Origin of the sequence: Arsenophonus endosymbiont of Crataerina pallida (assembly GCF_964020125.1) — a bacterium.
GTDB classification, from domain to species: domain Bacteria; phylum Pseudomonadota; class Gammaproteobacteria; order Enterobacterales; family Enterobacteriaceae; genus Arsenophonus; species Arsenophonus nilaparvatae.
Genome location: NZ_OZ026540.1, coordinates 2,741,371 through 2,762,326, shown reverse-complemented (window position 1 = coordinate 2,762,326; position 20,956 = coordinate 2,741,371). Strand labels below are relative to the sequence as shown.

General features: G+C 40.1%; 16 protein-coding genes and 5 pseudogenes. 8 read left to right on the top strand and 13 right to left on the bottom strand.

Features of this window, described 5'->3' with window-relative positions; translation table 11 throughout:
• The first annotated feature begins 9 nt into the window (after positions 1 to 9).
• The 5 genes and pseudogenes from kdpB (at position 10) to AACL31_RS14775 (ending at position 7,310) form a co-directional block, all read left to right on the top strand.
• A pseudogene (gene kdpB / locus AACL31_RS14795) lies at positions 10 to 2,067 on the top strand (potassium-transporting ATPase subunit KdpB).
• Positions 2,068 to 2,080: 13 nt separating this feature from the next.
• On the top strand, positions 2,081 to 2,674 hold the full coding sequence (kdpC, locus tag AACL31_RS14790; RefSeq protein WP_310512529.1) for a potassium-transporting ATPase subunit KdpC: 594 nt from the start codon (positions 2,081 to 2,083) through the stop codon (positions 2,672 to 2,674).
• 9 nt (positions 2,675 to 2,683) lie between these two features.
• On the top strand, positions 2,684 to 5,383 hold the full coding sequence (kdpD, locus tag AACL31_RS14785; RefSeq protein ID WP_310512528.1) for a two-component system sensor histidine kinase KdpD: 2,700 nt from the start codon (positions 2,684 to 2,686) through the stop codon (positions 5,381 to 5,383).
• Entirely contained in the window at positions 5,380 to 6,063 is a 684-nt protein-coding gene (kdpE, locus tag AACL31_RS14780; protein ID WP_310509842.1) for a two-component system response regulator KdpE, read from the top strand. The genes kdpD and kdpE overlap by 4 nt, the downstream gene beginning before the upstream one ends.
• Before the next feature lie 503 nt (positions 6,064 to 6,566).
• Positions 6,567 to 7,310: a CDP-diacylglycerol diphosphatase gene (locus tag AACL31_RS14775; RefSeq protein ID WP_310512527.1), complete on the top strand. Its 744-nt coding sequence runs from the start codon at positions 6,567 to 6,569 to the stop codon at positions 7,308 to 7,310.
• Positions 7,311 to 7,602: 292 nt separating this feature from the next.
• Here AACL31_RS14775 and AACL31_RS14770 read toward each other — a convergent pair.
• Positions 7,603 to 7,713, bottom strand: a pseudogene (locus AACL31_RS14770) (PipA/GogA/GtgA family type III secretion system effector); the annotation flags it as partial.
• 567 nt (positions 7,714 to 8,280) lie between these two features.
• On the opposite strand from AACL31_RS14770, the gene AACL31_RS14765 reads away from it, so the two are divergent.
• Positions 8,281 to 8,889, top strand: coding sequence for a hypothetical protein (locus AACL31_RS14765; RefSeq protein ID WP_310512526.1), 609 nt, complete (start codon positions 8,281 to 8,283; stop codon positions 8,887 to 8,889).
• On the opposite strand, the gene AACL31_RS14760 is transcribed toward AACL31_RS14765, so the two are convergent.
• Positions 8,858 to 9,580, bottom strand: coding sequence for a helix-turn-helix transcriptional regulator (locus AACL31_RS14760; RefSeq protein ID WP_310512525.1), 723 nt, complete (start codon positions 9,578 to 9,580; stop codon positions 8,858 to 8,860). The two genes, AACL31_RS14765 and AACL31_RS14760, sit on opposite strands and share 32 nt — an antisense overlap.
• Before the next feature lie 678 nt (positions 9,581 to 10,258).
• Here AACL31_RS14760 and AACL31_RS21100 point away from each other — a divergent pair.
• On the top strand, positions 10,259 to 10,420 hold the full coding sequence (locus AACL31_RS21100; RefSeq protein WP_422389255.1) for a hypothetical protein: 162 nt from the start codon (positions 10,259 to 10,261) through the stop codon (positions 10,418 to 10,420).
• Positions 10,421 to 10,441: 21 nt separating this feature from the next.
• Here AACL31_RS21100 and cas2e read toward each other — a convergent pair whose 3' ends face one another.
• From cas2e to AACL31_RS14705, 11 genes and pseudogenes are all read right to left on the bottom strand, one after another.
• A complete protein-coding gene (gene cas2e, locus AACL31_RS14755) occupies positions 10,442 to 10,732 on the bottom strand; it encodes a type I-E CRISPR-associated endoribonuclease Cas2e (protein ID WP_310512524.1) in 291 nt (96 codons plus the stop codon).
• Positions 10,710 to 11,585, bottom strand: a complete 876-nt coding sequence (gene cas1e / locus AACL31_RS14750; protein ID WP_310512523.1) for a type I-E CRISPR-associated endonuclease Cas1e — start codon at positions 11,583 to 11,585, stop codon at positions 10,710 to 10,712. Before cas1e ends, cas2e begins: the two co-directional genes overlap by 23 nt.
• Positions 11,586 to 11,588: 3 nt before the next feature.
• A pseudogene (cas5e, locus tag AACL31_RS14745) lies at positions 11,589 to 12,276 on the bottom strand (type I-E CRISPR-associated protein Cas5/CasD).
• A gap of 3 nt (positions 12,277 to 12,279) precedes the next feature.
• On the bottom strand, positions 12,280 to 13,263 hold the full coding sequence (gene cas7e, locus AACL31_RS14740) for a type I-E CRISPR-associated protein Cas7/Cse4/CasC (protein ID WP_310512522.1): 984 nt from the start codon (positions 13,261 to 13,263) through the stop codon (positions 12,280 to 12,282).
• Between the two features lie 80 nt (positions 13,264 to 13,343).
• Positions 13,344 to 13,978 (bottom strand): annotated as a pseudogene (gene cas6e / locus AACL31_RS14735) (type I-E CRISPR-associated protein Cas6/Cse3/CasE).
• The gene (gene casB / locus AACL31_RS14730) at positions 13,975 to 14,496 is read right to left on the bottom strand and encodes a type I-E CRISPR-associated protein Cse2/CasB (RefSeq protein WP_310512521.1); all 522 of its coding nucleotides are present in this window, start codon (positions 14,494 to 14,496) and stop codon (positions 13,975 to 13,977) included. Before casB ends, cas6e begins: the two are co-directional and overlap by 4 nt.
• Positions 14,493 to 15,986, bottom strand: a complete 1,494-nt coding sequence (gene casA / locus AACL31_RS14725) for a type I-E CRISPR-associated protein Cse1/CasA (RefSeq protein WP_310512520.1) — start codon at positions 15,984 to 15,986, stop codon at positions 14,493 to 14,495. Before casA ends, casB begins: the two co-directional genes overlap by 4 nt.
• Positions 15,983 to 16,300, bottom strand: coding sequence for a hypothetical protein (locus tag AACL31_RS14720; RefSeq protein WP_310512519.1), 318 nt, complete (start codon positions 16,298 to 16,300; stop codon positions 15,983 to 15,985). The genes casA and AACL31_RS14720 overlap by 4 nt, the downstream gene beginning before the upstream one ends.
• 94 nt (positions 16,301 to 16,394) lie before the next feature.
• Positions 16,395 to 18,332: a CRISPR-associated helicase Cas3' gene (gene cas3 / locus AACL31_RS14715; protein ID WP_310512518.1), complete on the bottom strand. Its 1,938-nt coding sequence runs from the start codon at positions 18,330 to 18,332 to the stop codon at positions 16,395 to 16,397.
• Positions 18,333 to 18,573: 241 nt separating this feature from the next.
• Positions 18,574 to 18,828 (bottom strand): hypothetical protein, encoded by a 255-nt coding sequence (locus AACL31_RS14710; protein ID WP_310512517.1) that lies wholly within the window; start codon positions 18,826 to 18,828, stop codon positions 18,574 to 18,576.
• A 518-nt stretch (positions 18,829 to 19,346) separates the two neighbouring features.
• Positions 19,347 to 19,517, bottom strand: a complete 171-nt coding sequence (locus tag AACL31_RS14705; RefSeq protein ID WP_310513379.1) for a hypothetical protein — start codon at positions 19,515 to 19,517, stop codon at positions 19,347 to 19,349.
• 402 nt (positions 19,518 to 19,919) lie between these two features.
• On the opposite strand from AACL31_RS14705, the pseudogene AACL31_RS14700 reads away from it, so the two are divergent.
• A pseudogene (locus AACL31_RS14700) lies at positions 19,920 to 20,834 on the top strand (penicillin acylase family protein).
• The last annotated feature ends 122 nt before the right edge of the window (positions 20,835 to 20,956 follow it).

Sequence of the window (20,956 nt, the reverse complement as noted above, 5' to 3'; positions counted from 1 at the left end):
GGAATATAAATGAACAAAAATATCAGCTTATTGTTTGATAGTAAATTGATCCACCAAGCATCATTTGACGCTATAAAAAAATGTGCGCCACAAATTCAGTGGCGCAATCCAGTTATGTTTATCGTTTATATCGGTAGTATATTAACGACATTAATTTGGTTTTATCAATTATTCACACCTTCAGTTGACAACAGTACGCTATTTACCGGCATAATTGCGGTTTGGTTATGGTTCACCGTTCTATTTGCTAATTTTGCCGAAGCATTGGCTGAAGGGCGTAGTAAAGCGCAAGCAGCTAGCCTTAAAGGTGTCAAAAAACAAAGCATTACTACTCGTTTAGCCAGTGCCAATTATCAGGCAGCAAAAGAGAAAATTAACTCTGATCAAATAAGAAAAGGCGATATCGTACTGGTTGAAGCGGGCGAAATTATTCCTTGCGATGGTGAAGTACTTGAAGGCGGTGCTTCCGTTGATGAGAGTGCCATTACCGGTGAATCAGCCCCTGTTATTAGGGAGTCTGGCGGTGATTTTTCTTCAGTAACGGGAGGAACGCGGGTACTATCTGATTGGTTAATTATCCAATGTACGGTCAATCCTGGTGAAACTTTTCTTGATCGCATGATCTCGATGGTTGAAGGTGCTCAACGACGCAAAACACCTAATGAAATCGCCTTAATCATACTATTAACTGCATTGACGATTATTTTTCTATTAATCTGTTCAACCCTCTATCCTTTCAGTTTATTTAGCGCTGAAATCAATGGTAGCGGTAGCCCAATTTCTATTGTGGTACTGATTGCGTTATTAGTTTGTTTGATCCCGACTACGATCGGCGGATTACTCTCTTCAATTGGCGTTGCCGGTATGAGCCGAATGTTAGCCGCCAATGTGATCGCAACCAGTGGACGCGCTGTAGAAGCTGCCGGTGATGTCGATGTCTTATTGCTCGATAAAACAGGTACTATTACCTTAGGTAATCGCCAAGCGTCTAAATTCTTACCCATTAAAGGTGTTTCAGAGCAACAACTGGCTGATGCTGCCCAACTATCGTCACTGGCTGATGAGACACCAGAGGGACGTAGCATTGTTATCTTAGCTAAGCAATTGTTTAATTTACGTGAACGTGATCTACAGGCATTAAATGCCACTTTTGTTCCCTTTTCTGCCATGACACGTATGAGTGGCGTAAATGTGGGTGATCGAGTGATCAGAAAAGGCTCAGCCGATTCTATTCGTCGTTATTTGGAAACCAGTCATGCCAGAGTCCCAGCTGAAACAGAAAAATTAGTCGAAGAAGTTGCCCGTAAAGGGGAAACACCATTAGTTGTTGTTGAGAATCAACAAATTCTTGGTGTTGTCGCCTTAAAAGATATTATAAAAGGAGGCATCAAAGAACGTTTTGCTGAAATGCGCCGGATGGGAATTAAAACCGTGATGATCACCGGTGATAACCATTTGACGGCTGCAGCCATTGCCGCTGAGGCCGGGTTGATGATTTTCTGGCCGAGGCAACCCCTGAAGCTAAACTGGCATTGATCCGCCAATATCAGGCAGATGGGAGCCTGGTTGCTATGACAGGTGATGGTACTAATGATGCGCCAGCACTGGCACAAGCTGACGTTGCTGTTGCCATGAATTCTGGCACTCAAGCAGCAAAAGAAGCCGGTAATATGGTCGATCTTGACTCAAATCCAACTAAGCTTATCGAAGTCGTTCATGTTGGTAAGCAAATGTTGATGACCAGAGGCTCTCTTTCAACCTTTAGTATTGCTAATGATATTGCCAAATATTTTGCCATTATTCCTACCGCTTTTTCAGTGACCTATCCTCAGCTTAATATATTAAATATCATGCAATTACACTCGCCTTCTTCAGCGATCCTGTCAGCAGTTATTTTTAATGCATTAATTATTGTTGCCCTGATCCCATTAGCGCTAAAAGGTGTTAGTTACCATCCGATGAGTGCAATAGCATTACTACGCCGTAATTTATGGATTAAGTGGTTTAGTTATACCATTTATTGGTATCAAGCTGATTGATCTACTGCTTAGCCTGTTTATGTCCTAATAAGGTATTGAATATGAATGTGTTACGTTCTTCATTTGTGTTATTCATTTTTCTAACTATCACAACCGGAATTGTTTATCCATTATTTATCACTGGTTTATCAAATGCTTTCTTTAATTATCAAGCTAAAGGCTCATTGATTGAAAAGAATAACCGTACTATTGGTTCGGCACTGATTGGCCAATCGATTACTGATGTTAAATATTTTCATGGGCGGCCGTCAGCAACGCCTGATAGCCCTTATAATGGATTAGCCTCGAGTGGCAGTAACTTGGCGGTCAATAATCCCGAATTGCAAAAACAGTTTGCTGTTCGTGCTCAACAAATTAAAATTTTCAATAATCAAAATAACGTGGCCGTTCCTGTCGATCTGATAACGGCTTCAGCCAGTGGATTAGATCCTCATATTTCACCAAGTGCAGCATATTATCAAGCAGCTAGAGTTGCTAAAGTACGCCGACTCGCTTTACATAAAATTAGACACTTAATTGCCGATAACACCGAACGACCTTTCTTTAGTTTCTTAGGTGAACCTGTCGTTAATGTGCTTAAACTTAATATAGCTCTTGATGTGCTTGAACGATCTGAGAATGCAAAAATACAATAAGGTTGATAGATGGAGAGCCAGGAACCGAAACGCCCTACCCCTGAAGATTTATTGAGTATTGCCAATGAAAAAATTCGCGGCAACTTAAAGATCTTCTTCGGCGCCTACGCTGGAGTAGGAAAAACCTATGCAATGCTACAAGAAGCCCAACGGCTTCGCTCTCAAGGGCTTGATGTTGTCATTGGTGTGGTAGAAACGCACAATCGATCAGAAACTGCTGCGTTATTGGAAGGTTTGCCACAACTGCCAGTAAAACGGATCCGCTACCACGGACGTAAAATTAATACCTTTGATATTGACGGTGCTTTAGCACGTCACCCGGCCATTATTTTAATGGATGAATTAGCTTTTAGTAACCCGCATGGCAGTCGTCATCCTAAACGCTGGCAAGACGTTGAAGAGTTATTAGATGCCGGTATTGATGTTTTAACCACCATCAACGTACAACACTTAGAGAGTTTAAACGATATTGTCGGCAGTATTACCGGTATTCGCGTGCGTGAAACGGTACCTGATCATATTTTTGACCAAGCCAGTGAAATTGTTTTAGTCGATTTACCACCTGACGACCTGCGCCAACAGCTGAATGAAGGAAAAGTCTATATTGCCGGGCAAGCCGAACGAGCAATTGAACATTTCTTTCGTAAAGGCAACTTAATTGCCCTAAGAGAGTTATCACTAAGACGTACCGTCGATCGTGTCGATAATCAAATGCGTGAGTACCGCGATACCCAAGGTTACTCTCAAGTTTGGCATACTCACGATAATTTATTAGTTTGCATTGGTCACAACATAGGAAATGAAAAATTGGTTAGATCGGCAGCCAGACTAGCCGCTAAGCTGGGTTGTAGTTGGCATGCCGTGTATGTAGAAACCCCTAAATTACATGCCATAGCTGAGGAGAAACGACGCGCTATTCTCAAAGCACTAAAATTGGCGCAAGATTTAGGCGCAGAAACCTCAACCCTAGCTGATGCAAATGAAGAAAAAGCTATTTTAGATTATGCTCGCGAGCATAACTTAGGTAAAATTATTATTGGTCGTAAGCAAAATAAAACGTGGAGACTGCTAAACTGTAAAATTCGCCCTGATTTTGCTGAACGCTTAGGCAAGTTAGGGCCTGATTTAGATCTGATTATCATTGCACTGGATGAAAGTACCTCATGGGAAAAGGAGACTGAACGCCGGCCGCTAAGTGACAAATGGCGAGGAAATATCCAGGGTTATCTGTTCGCCGCTCTGTTATGTATTACCATCACCCTATTTTCTAATCGCTTTTTGCTTAATTTCGATCAAGCTAATGTTGTCACTGTATATGTATTAGCGGTTGTTATTATCGCTCTGCTGTATGGCCGAAATCCTTCTATCTTTGCTGCATTTATTAATGTTATCGGTTTTGATCTGTTTATTGTCCAGCCCCATTTTTCCTTTGTTGTTTTTGATATGCAATATTTGATAACCTTCATTGTCATGCTGGTTGTTGGTCTTTTAGTAGGTAATCTCGCTGCTGGTATGCGCTATCAAGCTAAAGTCGCTCGTTATCGTGAACAACGGACTCGCCATCTTTATGAAATGACCAAAGAGCTAAGCCGAGCTCTGAATGAAATTGATATTGCAAAAACAGGTTATCATTTCCTTTCCAATGCCTTTAAAGCAAAAGTCAGTCTGTTGCTACCCAATGATCATCAACAACTGGTTCCGCTTAAACTGGCTGACTATGGTCAAGTACAAATTGATCAAGCAATTGCATTATGGAGCTTTGATAAAAATCAACCAGCGGGTGCCGGAACAGATACATTACCTAGCGTGCCTTATCAATTACAACCGATTGCGACTTCAAAAGAAACTTTAGCCATATTAGCTATCGAACCACAAAATTTGCGTCAATTACTGATCCCGGAACAGCAACGACTGCTACAAACTTTTACTGGCTTGATTGCCAATGCATTTGAACGATTACAACTTGCTAGACAAGCAGAATCTGCCAAACTGGATGCTGAACGCGAACAACTGAGAAACTCTTTATTGGCAGCACTTTCTCATGATTTGCGGACCCCACTCACGGTAATATTTGGCCAAACAGAAATATTGATGTTGGAATTAAGTGCTGAACATTCACCTCATACCGAAAAGGTTAACCAAATACGTCAGCAAATCCTAAGTACCTCAAGATTAGTCAATAATCTGCTAGATATGGCGCGGATCCAGTCCGGTGGCATTATACCAACTCTTGCCTGGGAATCATTACAAGAAATTATCGGTAGCGCATTACGTTCTCTCGAATATGCATTAAAAAGCCATCCAACTAAAATTAATGTTCCTGCTGAGCTATTACTTTATTGCGATGCCAATTTACTCGAACGTGTGATCATTAATTTACTGGAAAACGCAATTAAATACTCAGCTGAAAACTCTCCTATTGGCATTGATGCCTATCCTCAAGGTAAATATGTCCATATTGAAATTTGGGATAAAGGTATCGGCATACCGGAAGGACAGGAAGAATTTATTTTTGATAAATTTTCTCGGGCTAAAAAAGAATCTTCCATTCCTGGTGTGGGTTTAGGCCTGGCCATTTGCCAAGCGATTATTGAGCTGCACAATGGCGAAATTTGGGCGGAGAATAACAAAAAAAGTGGAGCAACTTTCCACTTTGTTTTACCTTTAAAAGAAGTTCCTACTATAGAAGAGGGAATTGAAACAGAGTGATCCAGCACAATATTTTAATCATTGAAGACGAAAAAGAGATACGACGATTTGTCAAACTGGCATTAGAAGGTGAAAATTTTCGTGTATATGAAGCAGAAACCTATCAGCGAGGACTTATCGAGTCAGCGACCCGCAAGCCGGATTTGTTGATCCTCGATCTTGGCTTACCTGATGGTGACGGTATTGATTTGATCCGTGACTTACGCCAATGGAGCCATATTCCAGTATTAGTATTGTCGGCACGGGCAGATGAAACAGATAAAGTGATGGCGCTGGATGCCGGTGCAGATGATTATTTAACCAAGCCATTTGGCATCAGTGAACTACTGGCCAGAGTGAGAGTTGCCCTACGCCGCTATGCACGTAAAAATCAGTTAGACCCAATATTTCGATTTGGTGATATTAGTGTTGATTTAATCAATCGACGAGTAACGAAAAATCAGCAAGAACTCCACCTTACTCCAATTGAGTTTCGTTTGCTCAGTGAATTTATCGCTAATAGCGGCAAAGTGTTAACTCAACGTCATCTGCTGCGACAAATATGGGGTCCTAACTATGTTGAACATAATCATTACTTACGTATTTATATGGGACATTTAAGGCAAAAATTGGAAGACGATCCAACTCAACCAGTACACCTACTGACTGAAACTGGAATTGGCTACCGCTTTATGCCTTAATAAAAATCAACTTTATCTTTATTATGATAATGCACTTAATTTTGCATTATCACTGCTTTTATCAATATTTAACCCAACAAATCTATTATGTGACCTTTATAGATTAACATCCTTCCGGCCCTATAGGGCAAGGGGGGTGTCAAAGGGATATTAATATAGAACCTAACCGATCTATTCTTATTTCGGATAATTAATTTAAGTTAGAATCAAATAAAGCAATTCTGGGAATTAAAATTTACCAGACAGGGAAATTTTATTATAAGAAATGAAAATCTTGTTTATGTTATATAAACATCAGTTTCCACTACAGGAACAATAAATCAATCCGCTAAACCCCTTTTATGTTTTAGCGATTAATATTCAGCACCATTCTTAACTTCTCACTATTATTGTAACAGAAAATTTACTTTTCCATTGTTTCCCCACCACTATTTAAGTTATATAATTTAGATACGGGTATAACTATAAATAAGTTTTATTTTAAATAAAGGATTATTTAAAAAATGAATTATTCAAAATGTTTATTCTTTTCACTGGTTGTATTAATACATACTGAAAATACAGCACATGCTGACAGAAATTTTTTATGGCATAAAATAAATGAAAATTGTGTACCGGGATACATTAATAAAGACACTTATCAACCATGCAGCCTGGTTGATATCAATGAAAAAATTGCGATATACAAAGTTGATAATGATAAATATCAATATCAATATCTTTTATTACCAACTGACAAAGTAACGGGTATTGAGGATGATAAATTACAAAAAAACAATTCACCAAATTACCTTTATAACGCATGGCTGGCAAAAACATTTTTGACAGAGCGACTTGGTAAGCCGATTAAGGAACGTTTTATTTCATTAACATTAAACGCCAAAAATGCTCGTAGTCAGGACCAGCTTCATATTCATATATCATGCTTATCTAATTCTGCAAATAAAATCATATCAAAAATACCAGAAAGAGAAATAAATACAAACTGGTCTAAAAAACAGATAACAATACCACCTTATTCTTTTTATTACAGAAAAATAAGTCTAAATGAATTAATGAATAGCAATCTATTTAAATCTGTAGCAGAGAAAGTTAAAAAAGAACAAGGCAAATTAGAATATACAGGAGTTGGGTTGATTAATAGAAATTCAGACACCTTCATTATTTTAGCAGGGATAGGAACAAACTCCAAAGGAGTATCTGCTGAACGGATTCAGGATCATGAATGTGAGCTTGCAGAGCAATAACATAGAATCAATAGTTATAATTATATAAACCAAGGAAATATATTTTTTATATATCCAGCAATTTTAATTATTTATTTTTTAATGAGAATAATTTCCTTTTATTAATTTTTCATTATTAACGTGAGATAAGAGCTAAAATTTAAACTGACAGTTTTCTATTCATATAATTTAATTAAACATGACCCATTAATAACGCAATATAATCTCATTATTAATGCGTTAAATGACAAAAGGTAAAAACACAAGCTCTCCCGCAGAAATCAGTCATTGATAGCTAAACCTTGCCAGTTTGTTATCTCCCCATTTCTTTAAGAATAATATTGGTATACTCGACAATAGGCCCTCTAATATTCTGGCTGTTTTCATCATCGGTAAACATTGTTAATGCATGAACTATTTCATAATATTTCAAACAAATAAATAATCTAAAAAAATAATATCGAAAACTTGAATTTGACATGACTAAGATATCAACTTACAAGTTGATTAAACGCACTGGGATCTCAAATGGTGGCAAAATGAGACGCTGTAACTGTACCAATCGTTTTGAGCGCTGGGGGTTCGCAATTAAAAATCTCTACCCTATGCGCAAAAAATTTATCGTCACTACAATAAAATAAAAATTGAATTTAACACCGTTTTTTTGACGGTGTTTTAAATCCATTTATAAAAATAAATTTAAATGTTAATCAAAAAGAAAATAAAAAATTAAACATAAAATAAATTAATAGAAAAATTATTCCCCAACGCCAAAATAGTTTTTATTGATATATGCACATTGATTTAAGTTAAATATATTTAACTCAACTGAATTATCTTATCATCTATTATGATATATTAACATTTCTATTTTATTTAAAATAATTTTTCCTTTTTTACTTTCATTATTGTTCTTTTTTAATCTCATTATTATTTAAAAAATAATAAGATAAGATTGCTTTTTATTATATTTTAATGATGAGGAACAATAATGAAATGTAGACACGCAAAAAATACTGATTTAGAAAACGTCAATGATATTCTAGCGACGGCCTTTTCTGAAGAACCGGTACACAAGCTTATATTTCCAGGTCGTGACCGTGATAGTCTTATTGATGTATTACGGAATTTTTTTCGTATATACGTTAACCTTGCAAGCAGATATGGCGGCATACTTCTTACAGAAAATGATGCTGGCGCTTTGGTCTATTTCCGGCCTGAATCTATGCCAATGCCAAAAGAAGAACTCACTCAAATTGATAACCAGTTACGCAAAGTGTGTGGAGCAGACTATTCGAAAGCCGTAGCGTTTATAGACGGACTTGAGCAATATCATCCACATGCCTTTCGTCATTACTATATATCTCTTCTTGCGGTAAAACCTTCGTTCAGAGGTAAAAGCTTAGTTGATGATTTATTCAGCGAATTGAATACTATTCTCGATAAAGAAAACTTACCCTGTTACGCTGAATGCACAAGGTTTAGTACACGAACCTTAATTAGACGATGGGGGTATATTGATGCTGGTTCGCCGATAAGTATTGATGGTTTCCCTAAATTATATCCGATTATGCGTTATCCTCAGGTGGACGAGAAATAAGATTAAGTTTTACACTTAAGCTGATGGCATGTTTGGCATTAATAACTCCAAGCTTTTTTACAACATTTCCAATATGAAATTTTACAGTATAAGTACTTATATTAAGTATGGTGCCTATTTCTGAATAGGTTTTTCCAATACTGCACCAGTATAGTACTTCTGATTCACGGGGTGAAAATATAATCTTTTCGGTTGTATTTTCATTCTTATATAGTGAAATTAACATTTCGTGGGTATGAATCAAAAGTCCTTGAAGCTCATCTTTATTACTATTAATAAAAAAATTAATATCCTTTATTAAAAATTTATCTATATAGAGAGATAGTATCACTAAGTTATTTAGGTGATCATGCAAAACAAAAGCATGCCCGATAATATTAAGTGTTTTGATTGGTTCAAAGACTTTTTTAACTGGCCATATCGAATTGATTTTAATATTTTCATCCCAAGAAAAAGGCGAAACCTGATTTAATGCCTTAATAATGACCGGATCAATGTCTTGAGTTTTTTTATTAAGATAGTTATTAACAAGATCATCAGATAAATCACTAATCATCATCATGTCATCTGTGTTTTTTTTATTCATCACAGCGTAGACGTAGTTTACCTTGTCATATTTCGCTAATTGTTTATCCAGATGCTGCTTGATGTAATTATTTTTTTCTGTATTCGAAAAAAAAGTTTTAGGCATTAAATTTTTTCCTATTGTAAGTGATGATGATATTATTTTATTAAAATTCCTTAATGATTTTGAGATCTCTGACTTAGACTGATAGACATTGTTAGCTAAAAATCCCTGCTCAGTATCGCTTTTGGTAAAATGAATTTTTCCCCTTGACTAACGGTAAGGGGAAATTTCTTGCAAAGAAGTTTACCAAAAACCATTTCTACCACATCACTGTTAATGTAATTTATTGTCATACTAATCGGAATTGATTTACAAAAATAGCTTTTTCGATGAACAAGGGGTGTTTTGTCGCATGTAGGCTTAATTTCTCGCGCCCTATCTTTTGAATAAGCATTCAATTCAATTTTTGTTCAACCTGTGAATTTCTATTAATAAGATTTGTTTAACATTTTACATAGCAATCTAATTAATATCAGTCGCCCAATATTAGATAAAAATATCACCATAATTCCTTTGTGATAGATCTTTAATCTTTAAATAGGTTTCTTAATTCAGGCTCTGTTAATCCAGTGAATTTCATAATAGATTTTCTGTCGATAAAGAAACACCCCCCACTAACATAGGGAAGACCATATCGCTTTTATATCCAAATCGTTTGAGTCGGAAACACGCCCACTGGCGTGGGGAAGACGTCGTTCCGCATGCAAGAGCAAACGCCGACTGAGAAGCACCCCCACGAACGTGGGGAAGACAATTTCATTGGCGCTTTGTGGTTTACTTTGCTGGAAGCACCCCCACGAACGTGGGGAAGACAGCAATCTTTTTGATGAAGAGATCTCTGATAGGAAGCACCCCCACGAACGTGGGGAAGACCCAATATATTGTAAAAGAACAAGGCATTAAATCTATATGTTGTAGTTACGGCTATTCACTAGAATGTGTTTTTTCAATAATTAATTGAAGTCCAGACAACTCGATTAAATTTTTAGTTGGTGAGCCAATCGTGCGGATCTCATAGCCAGGAGCCTGTTTGATACTCTTAAAAATTACTACCCCTGCAGCTGGAGAACAATGTTGATAGAGATAATCCACGACAAAATTGGCTACGGAGTCTTTCAGCCCTGAAACAAACACATTCGGTTTGGGTTCGATAAACCAGAGTTTCATTCTACCACGTACCGCAGGCGGTAAATCATTTGCTAGTACAATCAGCATTGATATCTCCCAATAACACCGGAATGTCTTTGCCGATCTTAGCCAACAGATCCATATCAATAACCCGTTCTCTAAATCTGGTAGATACCAACTCTTTATTGTAACGCCCCTCCATCTCTCTAGTCAGTGCAAATGCCAAATCAATACAAAGAGTTTCCTTATAGAGATCGGCTAAATCATAGATAAAAGGTAAGGGGCTACCAGAATGGATAAAACCCAAATGCGGAGAATAGCCTATCGCATGGACGGCAGAGCACAAAATACCATATAAGGCTGCATTGGTAGAGGTTAGTATTTGATTGACGGTGTCGCTTAACTCCATCTTTCCTGGGACAAATTGCCTTCCTTTCCAGCCCACACCATATTGCTGCGCTTTTTGCTGATAAAGCGCCCTCACTCTGGCACCCTCCATCCCCATCATTTCTTTAAGCGATTTGCCTTTTAAATCAGCATCGGGAAAACGGTAAGCGAACATGCGCCGAGCCACTTCCAATGCGGCTTTTTTATTACACGAAATCATCGCTTGCTGACGCATATTGCGGCTGTTCGCCGTGGGTTGAAAGCCTGCGGCATAAAATAACAAACTATCTTCGCCAACCCAGCAAATACCACAGTTGGCTGCAGCCGCTGTCTTAACTGCTTCATGCGTCAACGTTGTACCTGGCCCTAGCAGGATGGTATTGAGCATTGCCACGGGCAAACGTACTATGTTGCCTTCCGCATCCAACCATTTTAAGCTACTGTCATCAACCTCCAAACGCCCCCGTTCTAGGTAGATAAAAGGATATTTATCCTTAACATAGGGTAAAGACTCTCTGGTTATTTTTACAAATAAACGTTTACTTGCAACCACTTGCTAGCCCTCACTAAAGAGGGTCACTTGCCGATCGCGGTAGCGCTTTTGCTCACCGAAGGCTACGGGGATATCATTAAGCGTTAATACTTCACCACCATCGGCTACCCCTGATACTAGCTTGAGATCACGTAGCCGTTGTTTTTCACTGGCCATTTTCTCTGCCGCTTGTTCAGCATCCAATAAATTGGAAAATTGTCCTTGAAAGATAAATTCGGTTGGCACACAGTTTTTGCGCCCCAATGCCAGATCCCACGTTGGATATTGTAAAGCTTCGACTAAGGTTGCTAACAAATCTGCTGGCACCGCCAGCAAAAGCGCGATCCTGCAAGTAATAGCGGTAGGTAATTTTTGTCCCGCCCCCTACCGCTTTCTTACCATCGCTCTTTTTTGGGATCAGCAAACTCTGCCAAGGATCTTTATCATCATAGCCACTACCTACCATATGAAAATCACACAACAAAGGTTCGCGCAACGCGACGGTGCCATTTTTATCCTGTCTGGAAAAACCAAGCACCTGCATATCCAGCAATGGCTCCTGAGGGCCAGCCGCGCCTAGGGCAGCACAGATAATCCCCATTACTCCTGATTTGGTCGGAAAAGGTAAACTATCTCGTCTGCCAAAACGGGAATCATGCCCCCAACTCTGCAACGGCCCTTCAAGCCAAAGCAATAGATAAGGATGGCTCATAACTTACTCCACATGGCTGTGTAATTTCACGATCAAATCATCAATATTAAATGTTTCGTCTTCGCCCCATTCGTAGTCACCCAACTTACCAAACAAGCTACCGGCAAGCGCTTCTTTGTTGGTCAAATAACGTTTTAACTCATTAATACTGGGTGCCAAAAAACCAGCGTGGTTAGCTTTAACTGGCGTTTCAAAAGGCACCTGCAAACGTTGCCCTCGGCGTACCAATACTTTGGCAAATTCCCAGGGGCTGGCAGCTGATTGGGTGGTTTGACGAGCAGAGGGCACCGCAACAAATAACGCTTTAGTGAATGCATCAATTGCTTGCTTAATTTGTTCGCTATCTGCTGTCATATCCGCTCCACCTAGAGTTTGTGCTAATTGTCCCAAATCCAAACTGATATAACGATAATAAGTGGCCGAATTGAATTCTAAGCTCCCCATATGCGCTGAGCCAGGTTCAGTTTGCCTATCATCAAGGGCTGTGAAGAACTCAACTTCATTAGCCACTTTATGTGTCGAAATGGCGTGGCTAAAACTGGCAGCAGCCTCAATATTCATATCAGCAGCTTTGGCAACCATGCGGCCAAACAGCGCAATATCTAACGCATCGATTGCTGGAGTGAGAGTTTTTTTAGCGACTTTAGCTAATTCTTTTTCATTGATTTTATCTGCATCAAAATGCAAATTTTTAGCATACTCAGCAAAGGCGGACGCTTCTGTTGCACTAATAAACAGCAAAGTATCATCTGCCAGTACTTTCGCTATTTTATCGCTACAACTCGCCGCCTGCTCGGCACTGGCTCCGATTGCCACACATTCTGACATTAATAGCTCTGCCACTTTTTTGGTTCGCATTCCCAGTTTGATACCAAAATCTTGTAGTGCTAAACGAATCTGGCGCTTCCAACATTGGGAACTAACCCTGGCGCGCGTCACCCCTCCGACTACCGCCGTTTTTGGCGCACCGACATCATCGCGATTCAAACAGGAACCGGGAAAGATTGCAGAATGTGGTATTCAATACGAATATTTTTCAATGATTGCATGGTGCTGATTCCTTTTGGCTAAAATAATAGAGGGTCGATAACGGGAACGATCTGCAATAGCCCACAGCCGAAACTGCGGCCTCGCCCCAACTCTTTGCTAAAACTGGCATGAAAACAATCCTGATCGATAACGGACAGGTTGCCGCTCAAAGTGGCTTGTTGCAGCGTAATTAGACGCTGAGCCTTATCCTGAAATTGCTGCACATTAATAGCTGCGACTTGTAAATGAATCGGGTCAACGCTAAAACCCCAATTTTTGGCCGCACGCTCAATAAACCAAGCAGCGACAGCTTCTCGTCCTTTAATTGGCAATATTTTTCTGCTCTGATTACTACGGCGAGTAGGCGACACAGTGATAGTAAAACGGTAATGTTGATGTAATAGAAAATTCGGTGGTATAGTTTGGTTTCAATAATGGCATGATTGATGCTCTGCGGTAAGCGATCCGATAATATCAATAATTGGCGATATTTATGATCGCCCCCTTTATCCACCCATTGAATACCACTTGATACGCTGCTTTGTTTGGCTTCTGAGCTGCGAACATCTTCAAACAACCCATATACTACCCGATGTAAAGAGTAGAGATCAGTAATTTTCAATGCTTTAATTGCAGCTCTATCCAGGCGCAGTACACTCACATAGCTTGTCATGCTTCCCCCTGATTTTTTTCGTCAGGATTGTGGTAGAATTGCTGTGCCCAACGCGCTTTTTTACTATTTGAATTCTCATGAAACCAGCATAAATCTTCTAACAGTGCCGCATAATCTAACGATTGCTTGACACGACTTTGGATCAAACTAAGTAGAGGGCGCAAAATACGACAAGTCTCTTCAGTATCCTCACAAGCCAGCAAGCGCCGCAGACGTGCCTTAGCTTGCTCACTCTGATTACCTTCTTTAAAGGCGCAAGCAATCGCTTGACCGATCTTTAGTTCTCCATTCACTGTTTGCTCACTGCGCGCCACTGCTGCAGCAATCAAGGCAAAAGGTAGCCGATTGTTAGCATATTCAAGCTTCACACCGAAGGCTGCGAGCGTTTCCCAGCACTGGTATTCCGTAGCGGGATTATCTCCCCTACGCATACGGGCGGCAAAGCCCTTATCCTGTTGACAATGCTGGAATAGGTAATTAACAAAGGCGCTACTGCGATTAGGATTTTGTGTTTTCATGCCTTATCCTGTTTTAAATAGATTGCTAAATAGGGTTTCGCTTTTGCCCAGGCATCCAATTGGCGCGCAGTCTGATGGGGGCAAATCTGGTCAAACACCTGTTCGCTATAGCTAGCAAATTGACGCCGCAGTTGATAACGGATATCCGGCTTATCACAGTTATCAAGAAGTTGTTGAGCTTGTCGTTCACAGAGTTGCCAAAAGAGATGCGTCGCTCTCTTCGCATAATTACCGCCATCGATTGACAATTCTTTGCAGTAACTCATTACACAGCCGTACAGCATTTTGGCCACTTTATCCAACTCACTCATCTCTATTTTCAATTGTTCAAACCATATTTGTCCTAAAACACCTGGATCAAGCCAACAAAGGGATTCCACCATATCATCAAAACCAGAGACATACTGTTCTCCAGCATTACTACTGACTCGCAATCCTCCCGACCAAATAGCAACGTCTTCCCTTTGGCGCAGGGCTTTACTTATAGTGAGCCGTAATTGAACACAGTCAAAAGGAGACTCTTGCTGACCAATAAAATTGAGCAAACCCGTCAGCTCACGCCAAGGCCGCTTTTCAGGGTTGGCCCAACGTACTTTGACCTCTTTACCACTGAAATCGATGGCAATAGAGGGATCAAACATGCCTTCTTTATGACTGGCGTGAACAATACCATCCGAGTAATGCAGTCCTTCATCAACAAGCAGACAAAAGCGACAAAGGGGTATCAGTCTCCCCATCAATGAGCCTTTCAATTGTTTCGCAATGGCACAATCTTCACCTTGTGGCATCTGCTGCCATGGTGCCGTACCGAGGCCATTAGGGTAAATAGTTAACCCTGCAATCTCAACTTGAGTAAATAGATTTAACCTGATGGTTTTGAGTAACGAAGTACCAAAACAGAAATTGTGAAGTAATCCCATATGGGCAACGGCGGGCCCAGGTTTACTACTCACACCTTTGCCATTCTCTTTGGTTTTTCCTCGATATCCCTCACTTAATACCACCTTGTTATCGGTTTTTTTGCCAGCCAGCGCAAAACCCATCTGCACCAATAGTAACAATGCCTTATCGGCATCATCTAATATTTTTTCTGACTGTGATTGAGTGAGAATAGTGGTGTTGCCAGTGGCGACATCAGGTAGCGTCACCCCAAAGGATTTAAGGGCTGCTTTAGCAATTGTAGGCATCTGCAAAAAGGGACTCGGGCCATAAAGATAAAAACGGTCATGCCATTGATCCAGATAATCACAAACCTGGGCAGCCATCTTTTGCCAGCCCAACTGCTGCCACTGCGTTTCATCCTCTGGCGTTGCCGCAGCCTGAGCAATTGCTTGTAATAACTTCAGAATAGCTATTTTCTGAACAGGATTGCCCCCCCAATGCCCGATATTCCGGGTGCGTAAAAATATCGCGCAGACTGACCCTGCCAACATCGGCAACCGGCAGCCATGCTTCATCAATAAGGTTAAAACGATTTTCCAAGGCTTCACTCCGTGATTTTATTTATGCGTAATCCAATGTCGTCCCGATAGACATAGCTGTATTGGCTACTGAGGAGGGCTCCGCCATCGACCGCTTTAAGTTCATCAGTTTGGCTAACTAGCGCTACAGCGACTCCAACCTCATCCCACTCCTTACTGCCAAGATAGAGAACATTGCCTAATCCCATCTTTTGGCACCAGTCTCTCGAGGGTGTGCGAGGCAACTGACGACGAGGGCAAGTGACGATATGTTGCATCATTTTTGCGGCTAATTGTCGCCATTGAGATTTTGATAAGTGGTGTTGCTGGCAAGGCAATTGCATAATGCTACCATCCAAAAAACATAAACAGGTTGTTTTGCTCTCGGGATTATAAGAAAACTGTCGAAGTAACAGCAGTTGTGCCGTTTCCTGTTCGCTATAGCGGGTTTGCTTCTGCAGCTTGACATTCTGGAGCGAGAATCCAGGCTTGCCAACGTGCTCCGGCTGGACGCGGTGTCGCTTGATGTCGCCATAATCGCTGGAGCAACATATCGCTAGGGGCAAAACGAATAACCAACAAGTCAGCATCAATATCCAATGACTGTTCTAATACTTGAGTACCGATCAGAATACGGCCATGCTTAATTCGCTCATCCCAACCACTTTTTCCATAGTGGTGCACCCAATGTTGTTCATTATTTTGTCGATGCATGTAGGTGAAACGCGAATGCAGTAAACCACAGGCAATGCCTAACTCCTGGGTACGCGCGGCAAATTCAAAATAACGCTCTTGCGCTTCAGCAACGGTATTCTCAATCCATAGCACCTGCTCACCCAATTCAGCCCGCGCTAATACCTCTTCCAGAACTGACTGATGCGCCATTGGCATAATCTCAATATTGACTTGCTGCTGTTGGCTGATCGCCACGGGGTATTCTTGCAATGGTTGCGTGCTGCTCCCCGGCCAAGCGGTGATCAGAGGATACGCCTCGGTAGCAGTAGATTGCCCAATTAACTCTGTACGCCGGGAACTAGTCAGAGTTGCACTGAGAATGATCACGGTACAATCTAGACTTCGTAGCTGGGTAATCAACGCATTAAGGATCGTACTGGTATAGACATCATAGCTATGTACTTCATCCAGGATCACCACCTTACCAGCCAAACCAAAGGCGCGCACAAAACCATGCCGCACATTCATTGCCGCCATTAGCGCCTGATCAAGTGTGCCTACTGCGAATGGCGCCAGTAAACCGCGTTTACTACTGTGAAACCAACTATGGCCAGGTCGCCCCTCCTCACCCAACTCTTGATCACTGAGCCAAGCATTACCATGTAACAACAGTGACTGACGATGAGGACTGTCTTCAGTGAGAATAGTTTCTAAAAAGTGTCTAAAACGGTCATAAATTTTGTTGGAGGCCAGTTGCGTGGGTAAGGCAAAATAAATTCCGCATGCTTCTCCTCGTTCTAGCACCTGGTAAGCGGCATAAAGTGCCGCTTCTGTCTTACCTAACCCCATCGGTGCTTCCAGGATATAAATACCTTTACCTGAGCAATTTTGATACAAGGTAAGCTGGGTCTGGTTTGGTTGATAAGGTGTGCCTTGATGGTTTTGAAAAATATCACCAAAAGCTAATCCATTACGTAATGTAGGCGTGATAAACCCGGCATTGTCTAACGCTCTGTCAATACATGGCTGCCATGGCTCTGAAGGATTTTCAAAAAAACTGCCAGAGCCGATCCAATCCGCTACAGTGGTTAACCCTGCCAGTACTACCCGCTGATGATCGCGGATCTGCGGAAACGTTTCATTTAACGCCGACTGAAGTGCCAACACTAATTGATGCCGTTGCTCTTGCCATGTCTTACCACCTAATACCTCTGAATCCTCCTGATATCCGTCAGTATTAGGATTAATACCATGATGCTGCCCGGCAATTTTGCCGATAACAGGGTTATTGCAGATAGCCTGTAACGCTATTTTACTGACTCCGGCATGACCACCCCAACACCTTTCATCAAGGCCAGCAAATTCAGCCAAATCAGACAACCAGGTAGAATTGTTATCTACAATTGAGCGTAATAACTTTAAAAAAAAAGTGGGGCTAACTTTACCTATATCATGAACTGCCGCCAATAGCGCACTACCCGGTGGGAACAAACTCTGTTGTAAAGCGGGAGGGAATCTGTTGATTAAAGCACGAGCCACTTTACCCACAATCAGGCAATGCTCAAAAACACTACGGCCTAAACAACGTTGACCATGGTCGTTTTTATAGGTCTTTGCCGGGCAATTTAGATAGGAAACGGCAAGAACCGAAGTGGTTTCCTGGGTACTACGTCTGCGATTTATAATTTTACCATACTCCAAAATAAACTGAGTTGATTTTAAATTGAAGTTGATAAAAAGTCTTTGCTATTTACCTTATTTTTTGTAAGGAGATATGCATTTATCATTCAAAACCTGCACTATAAAAACAAACAATATTCCTTTATGCTATCGCTTGATAAAAGGTGGCTACTGTGAATAGAATTTATCAAGTATACTGAATTCAATTTATGCGTTTCTACGATCCCTATCAACTTTTCCTAATATAGTAAAATCCGTAGTTTTATTTTTTTTCAAAAAAATAACTAAGTTTATATACCATCTCTTTCAGGAACTTTTGGTAATTTTCATCTGACATATATTGCGCCGCTTTTTCTTGATCCTTCTTGGTTGCATAAAACAAAAGATTTTCCATAAACTCGATTTTTAAAACCGATTTAGCAATAAGCGCTAACTTATCGTCTAATGTAATTTTCGGCTCTACATTGTCTTTATTATCCCTTCTTTTCTGCATAACAAGACAACCAATTTTTAACATCTCCATGGCAATAACAGTACGATTAGAGGTGGAATTAGGTTCACCATCGGTGCGTTTTTCGGCAACAAACTGATCAATTTGATTCTATTTAGAATCTATTCATCAGAGATAAAAATTAAGTTATTTTAAATAAATAATTTATATATCATAAAATTAAAACAAAATATTTATTTTGCATGTAGTGTATAAGTTAGCAGTGAAAAAAGCGATTGAGTTAGGCCAATCTAGAAAAATAATAAGTAATATCTGTTAAAAATTTTTTCCAATTTAAGGGCGACAATATGCCTAATTGTTTACTGTTGAATAAATTTCTTCAATGAAAAATGAAAAGTTTTTTATCTTTATATCAGTAAAAAGGCGATTAATCGGCTTTTATAATATTTTAAACAAATAAATAATCTAAAAAAATAATATGGAAAACTTGAATTGTTTTTTGATTTTGCATTACGTTTTTATCGTTTACTTGTATAACAGCTTCAAATTCTAATCAGATACGGAGCATTGACTATTAAAAGAGCTTATATATAAAGACCTTTAGAGAAATTACTATAATGAATGGTAGCCTTATTAGCATAAACAAACCTTGATTCTTTATCTTTTATAACCCAAAAATCATTACCATGTTTCATATATGAAAGCATCAGAATGTTTAAGCAAATATCAATATCTTTATTAATTGAGAGTTTCATTCTTTTCCCTCCAGGATATATACCTCCTCTATCACAAAAAATTTTGTTTCATTTAATTTAGTTCGAACAATCTTCACATTAAATAAAACAAAATCAGGCTATTCATTTGCCAAAAGTAAAAGATAGCTAAACTCAATATCAGATATTTTACTACTGATGACTGTGTTAGTTTCTTCTCTTTTTTGCCATGATATCAAACTTATTCCCTACATTTTCGCACATATGGTTAATGCCCTGTAATTTAATAAAAATTCAAAATGTAATTTTTGATAAGCAATATAGAGGAAGATAAACAAACTGAAAATATATATACCGGAAAGATAAATTACCTTAATCAACAACAGGAAAATACTGAAAGGACAAGGTGTTATTTAGGGGTACGAATAAGGACTTGGTCCGGGAATGTATTTTGAACACATGATTAAAGAACTCATTAGTACCGAAATTCTGAGTGGTCTTATCTCAGGAGCTGAATTCCTTTCTGATAATAAATCAGATATGCCCGCCTGGCTACAGGCACTATGTAAGCCTAGTTTACCCAATCTGGATGGTATACTGAAACAACCACTGCTAAACGGTAAGGTCACTATCACCCGGGATGCAGAGCTCGGTATACCAGGTATTACCGGTAAAACCCGGGAAGATGTCAGCTACGCTCTAGGTTTTATTCACGCACAGGATCGATTTCCACAAATGGATTTAATGCGTCGTCTGGCCGCAGGTGAACTGGCTGAATTGTTAGGGGTTCTTGCGCTAAAAACGGACCAGCAAAACCGGCTATGGCAATTTCGCACATAAGCACGCGACACTCTGACCACACTCCCTGTCTCAGAAAAGAAAATTCTCACTCAATACAGTCGGGGAGTTAACGCCGGGCTAGCTTCATTAGCGGGCCGCCATTTTGAATATCTTGCATTACTGACAACTCCCGCTGACTGGAGGGATGAAGATACCTTACTCGTTTTGTATGCGTTGTCATCCGCGCTTCAGTAAAATCAGGCTCCGCGTCTTTATGCGCGTGGCTGGTTTGCCAGACACACCCAGACAGAACAACTGGCGTTTCTTATGCCAGATACGAGCGAATGGGATACCCCATTAACCGGTACTCCACCTGCACCACCTGTCGCGCCGGACGCCACACCACCTGTATGGTGGGGACAAAGCAGTGACCGCGCTCCCTTATTACCTTCGGAGCATACATATGTCGGGAGTAATGGCTGGGTTGTCGATAGTCAGCATAGCGAAAGCGGACATGCTATGCTGGCCAATGATATGCATCTTGAGCTTATGCTGCCTTGTATCTTGAAAACGGTTTAAAATAGTTACGATTAGATTTGGCAAGGTGCATGCAGCCCGATTCCTCCTAGGGTTTTAAGCCCGTTAATTAGCGACCGGCGCATACACTGAGCCACTCATCTGAAACCCGAACAGTTGTCCGT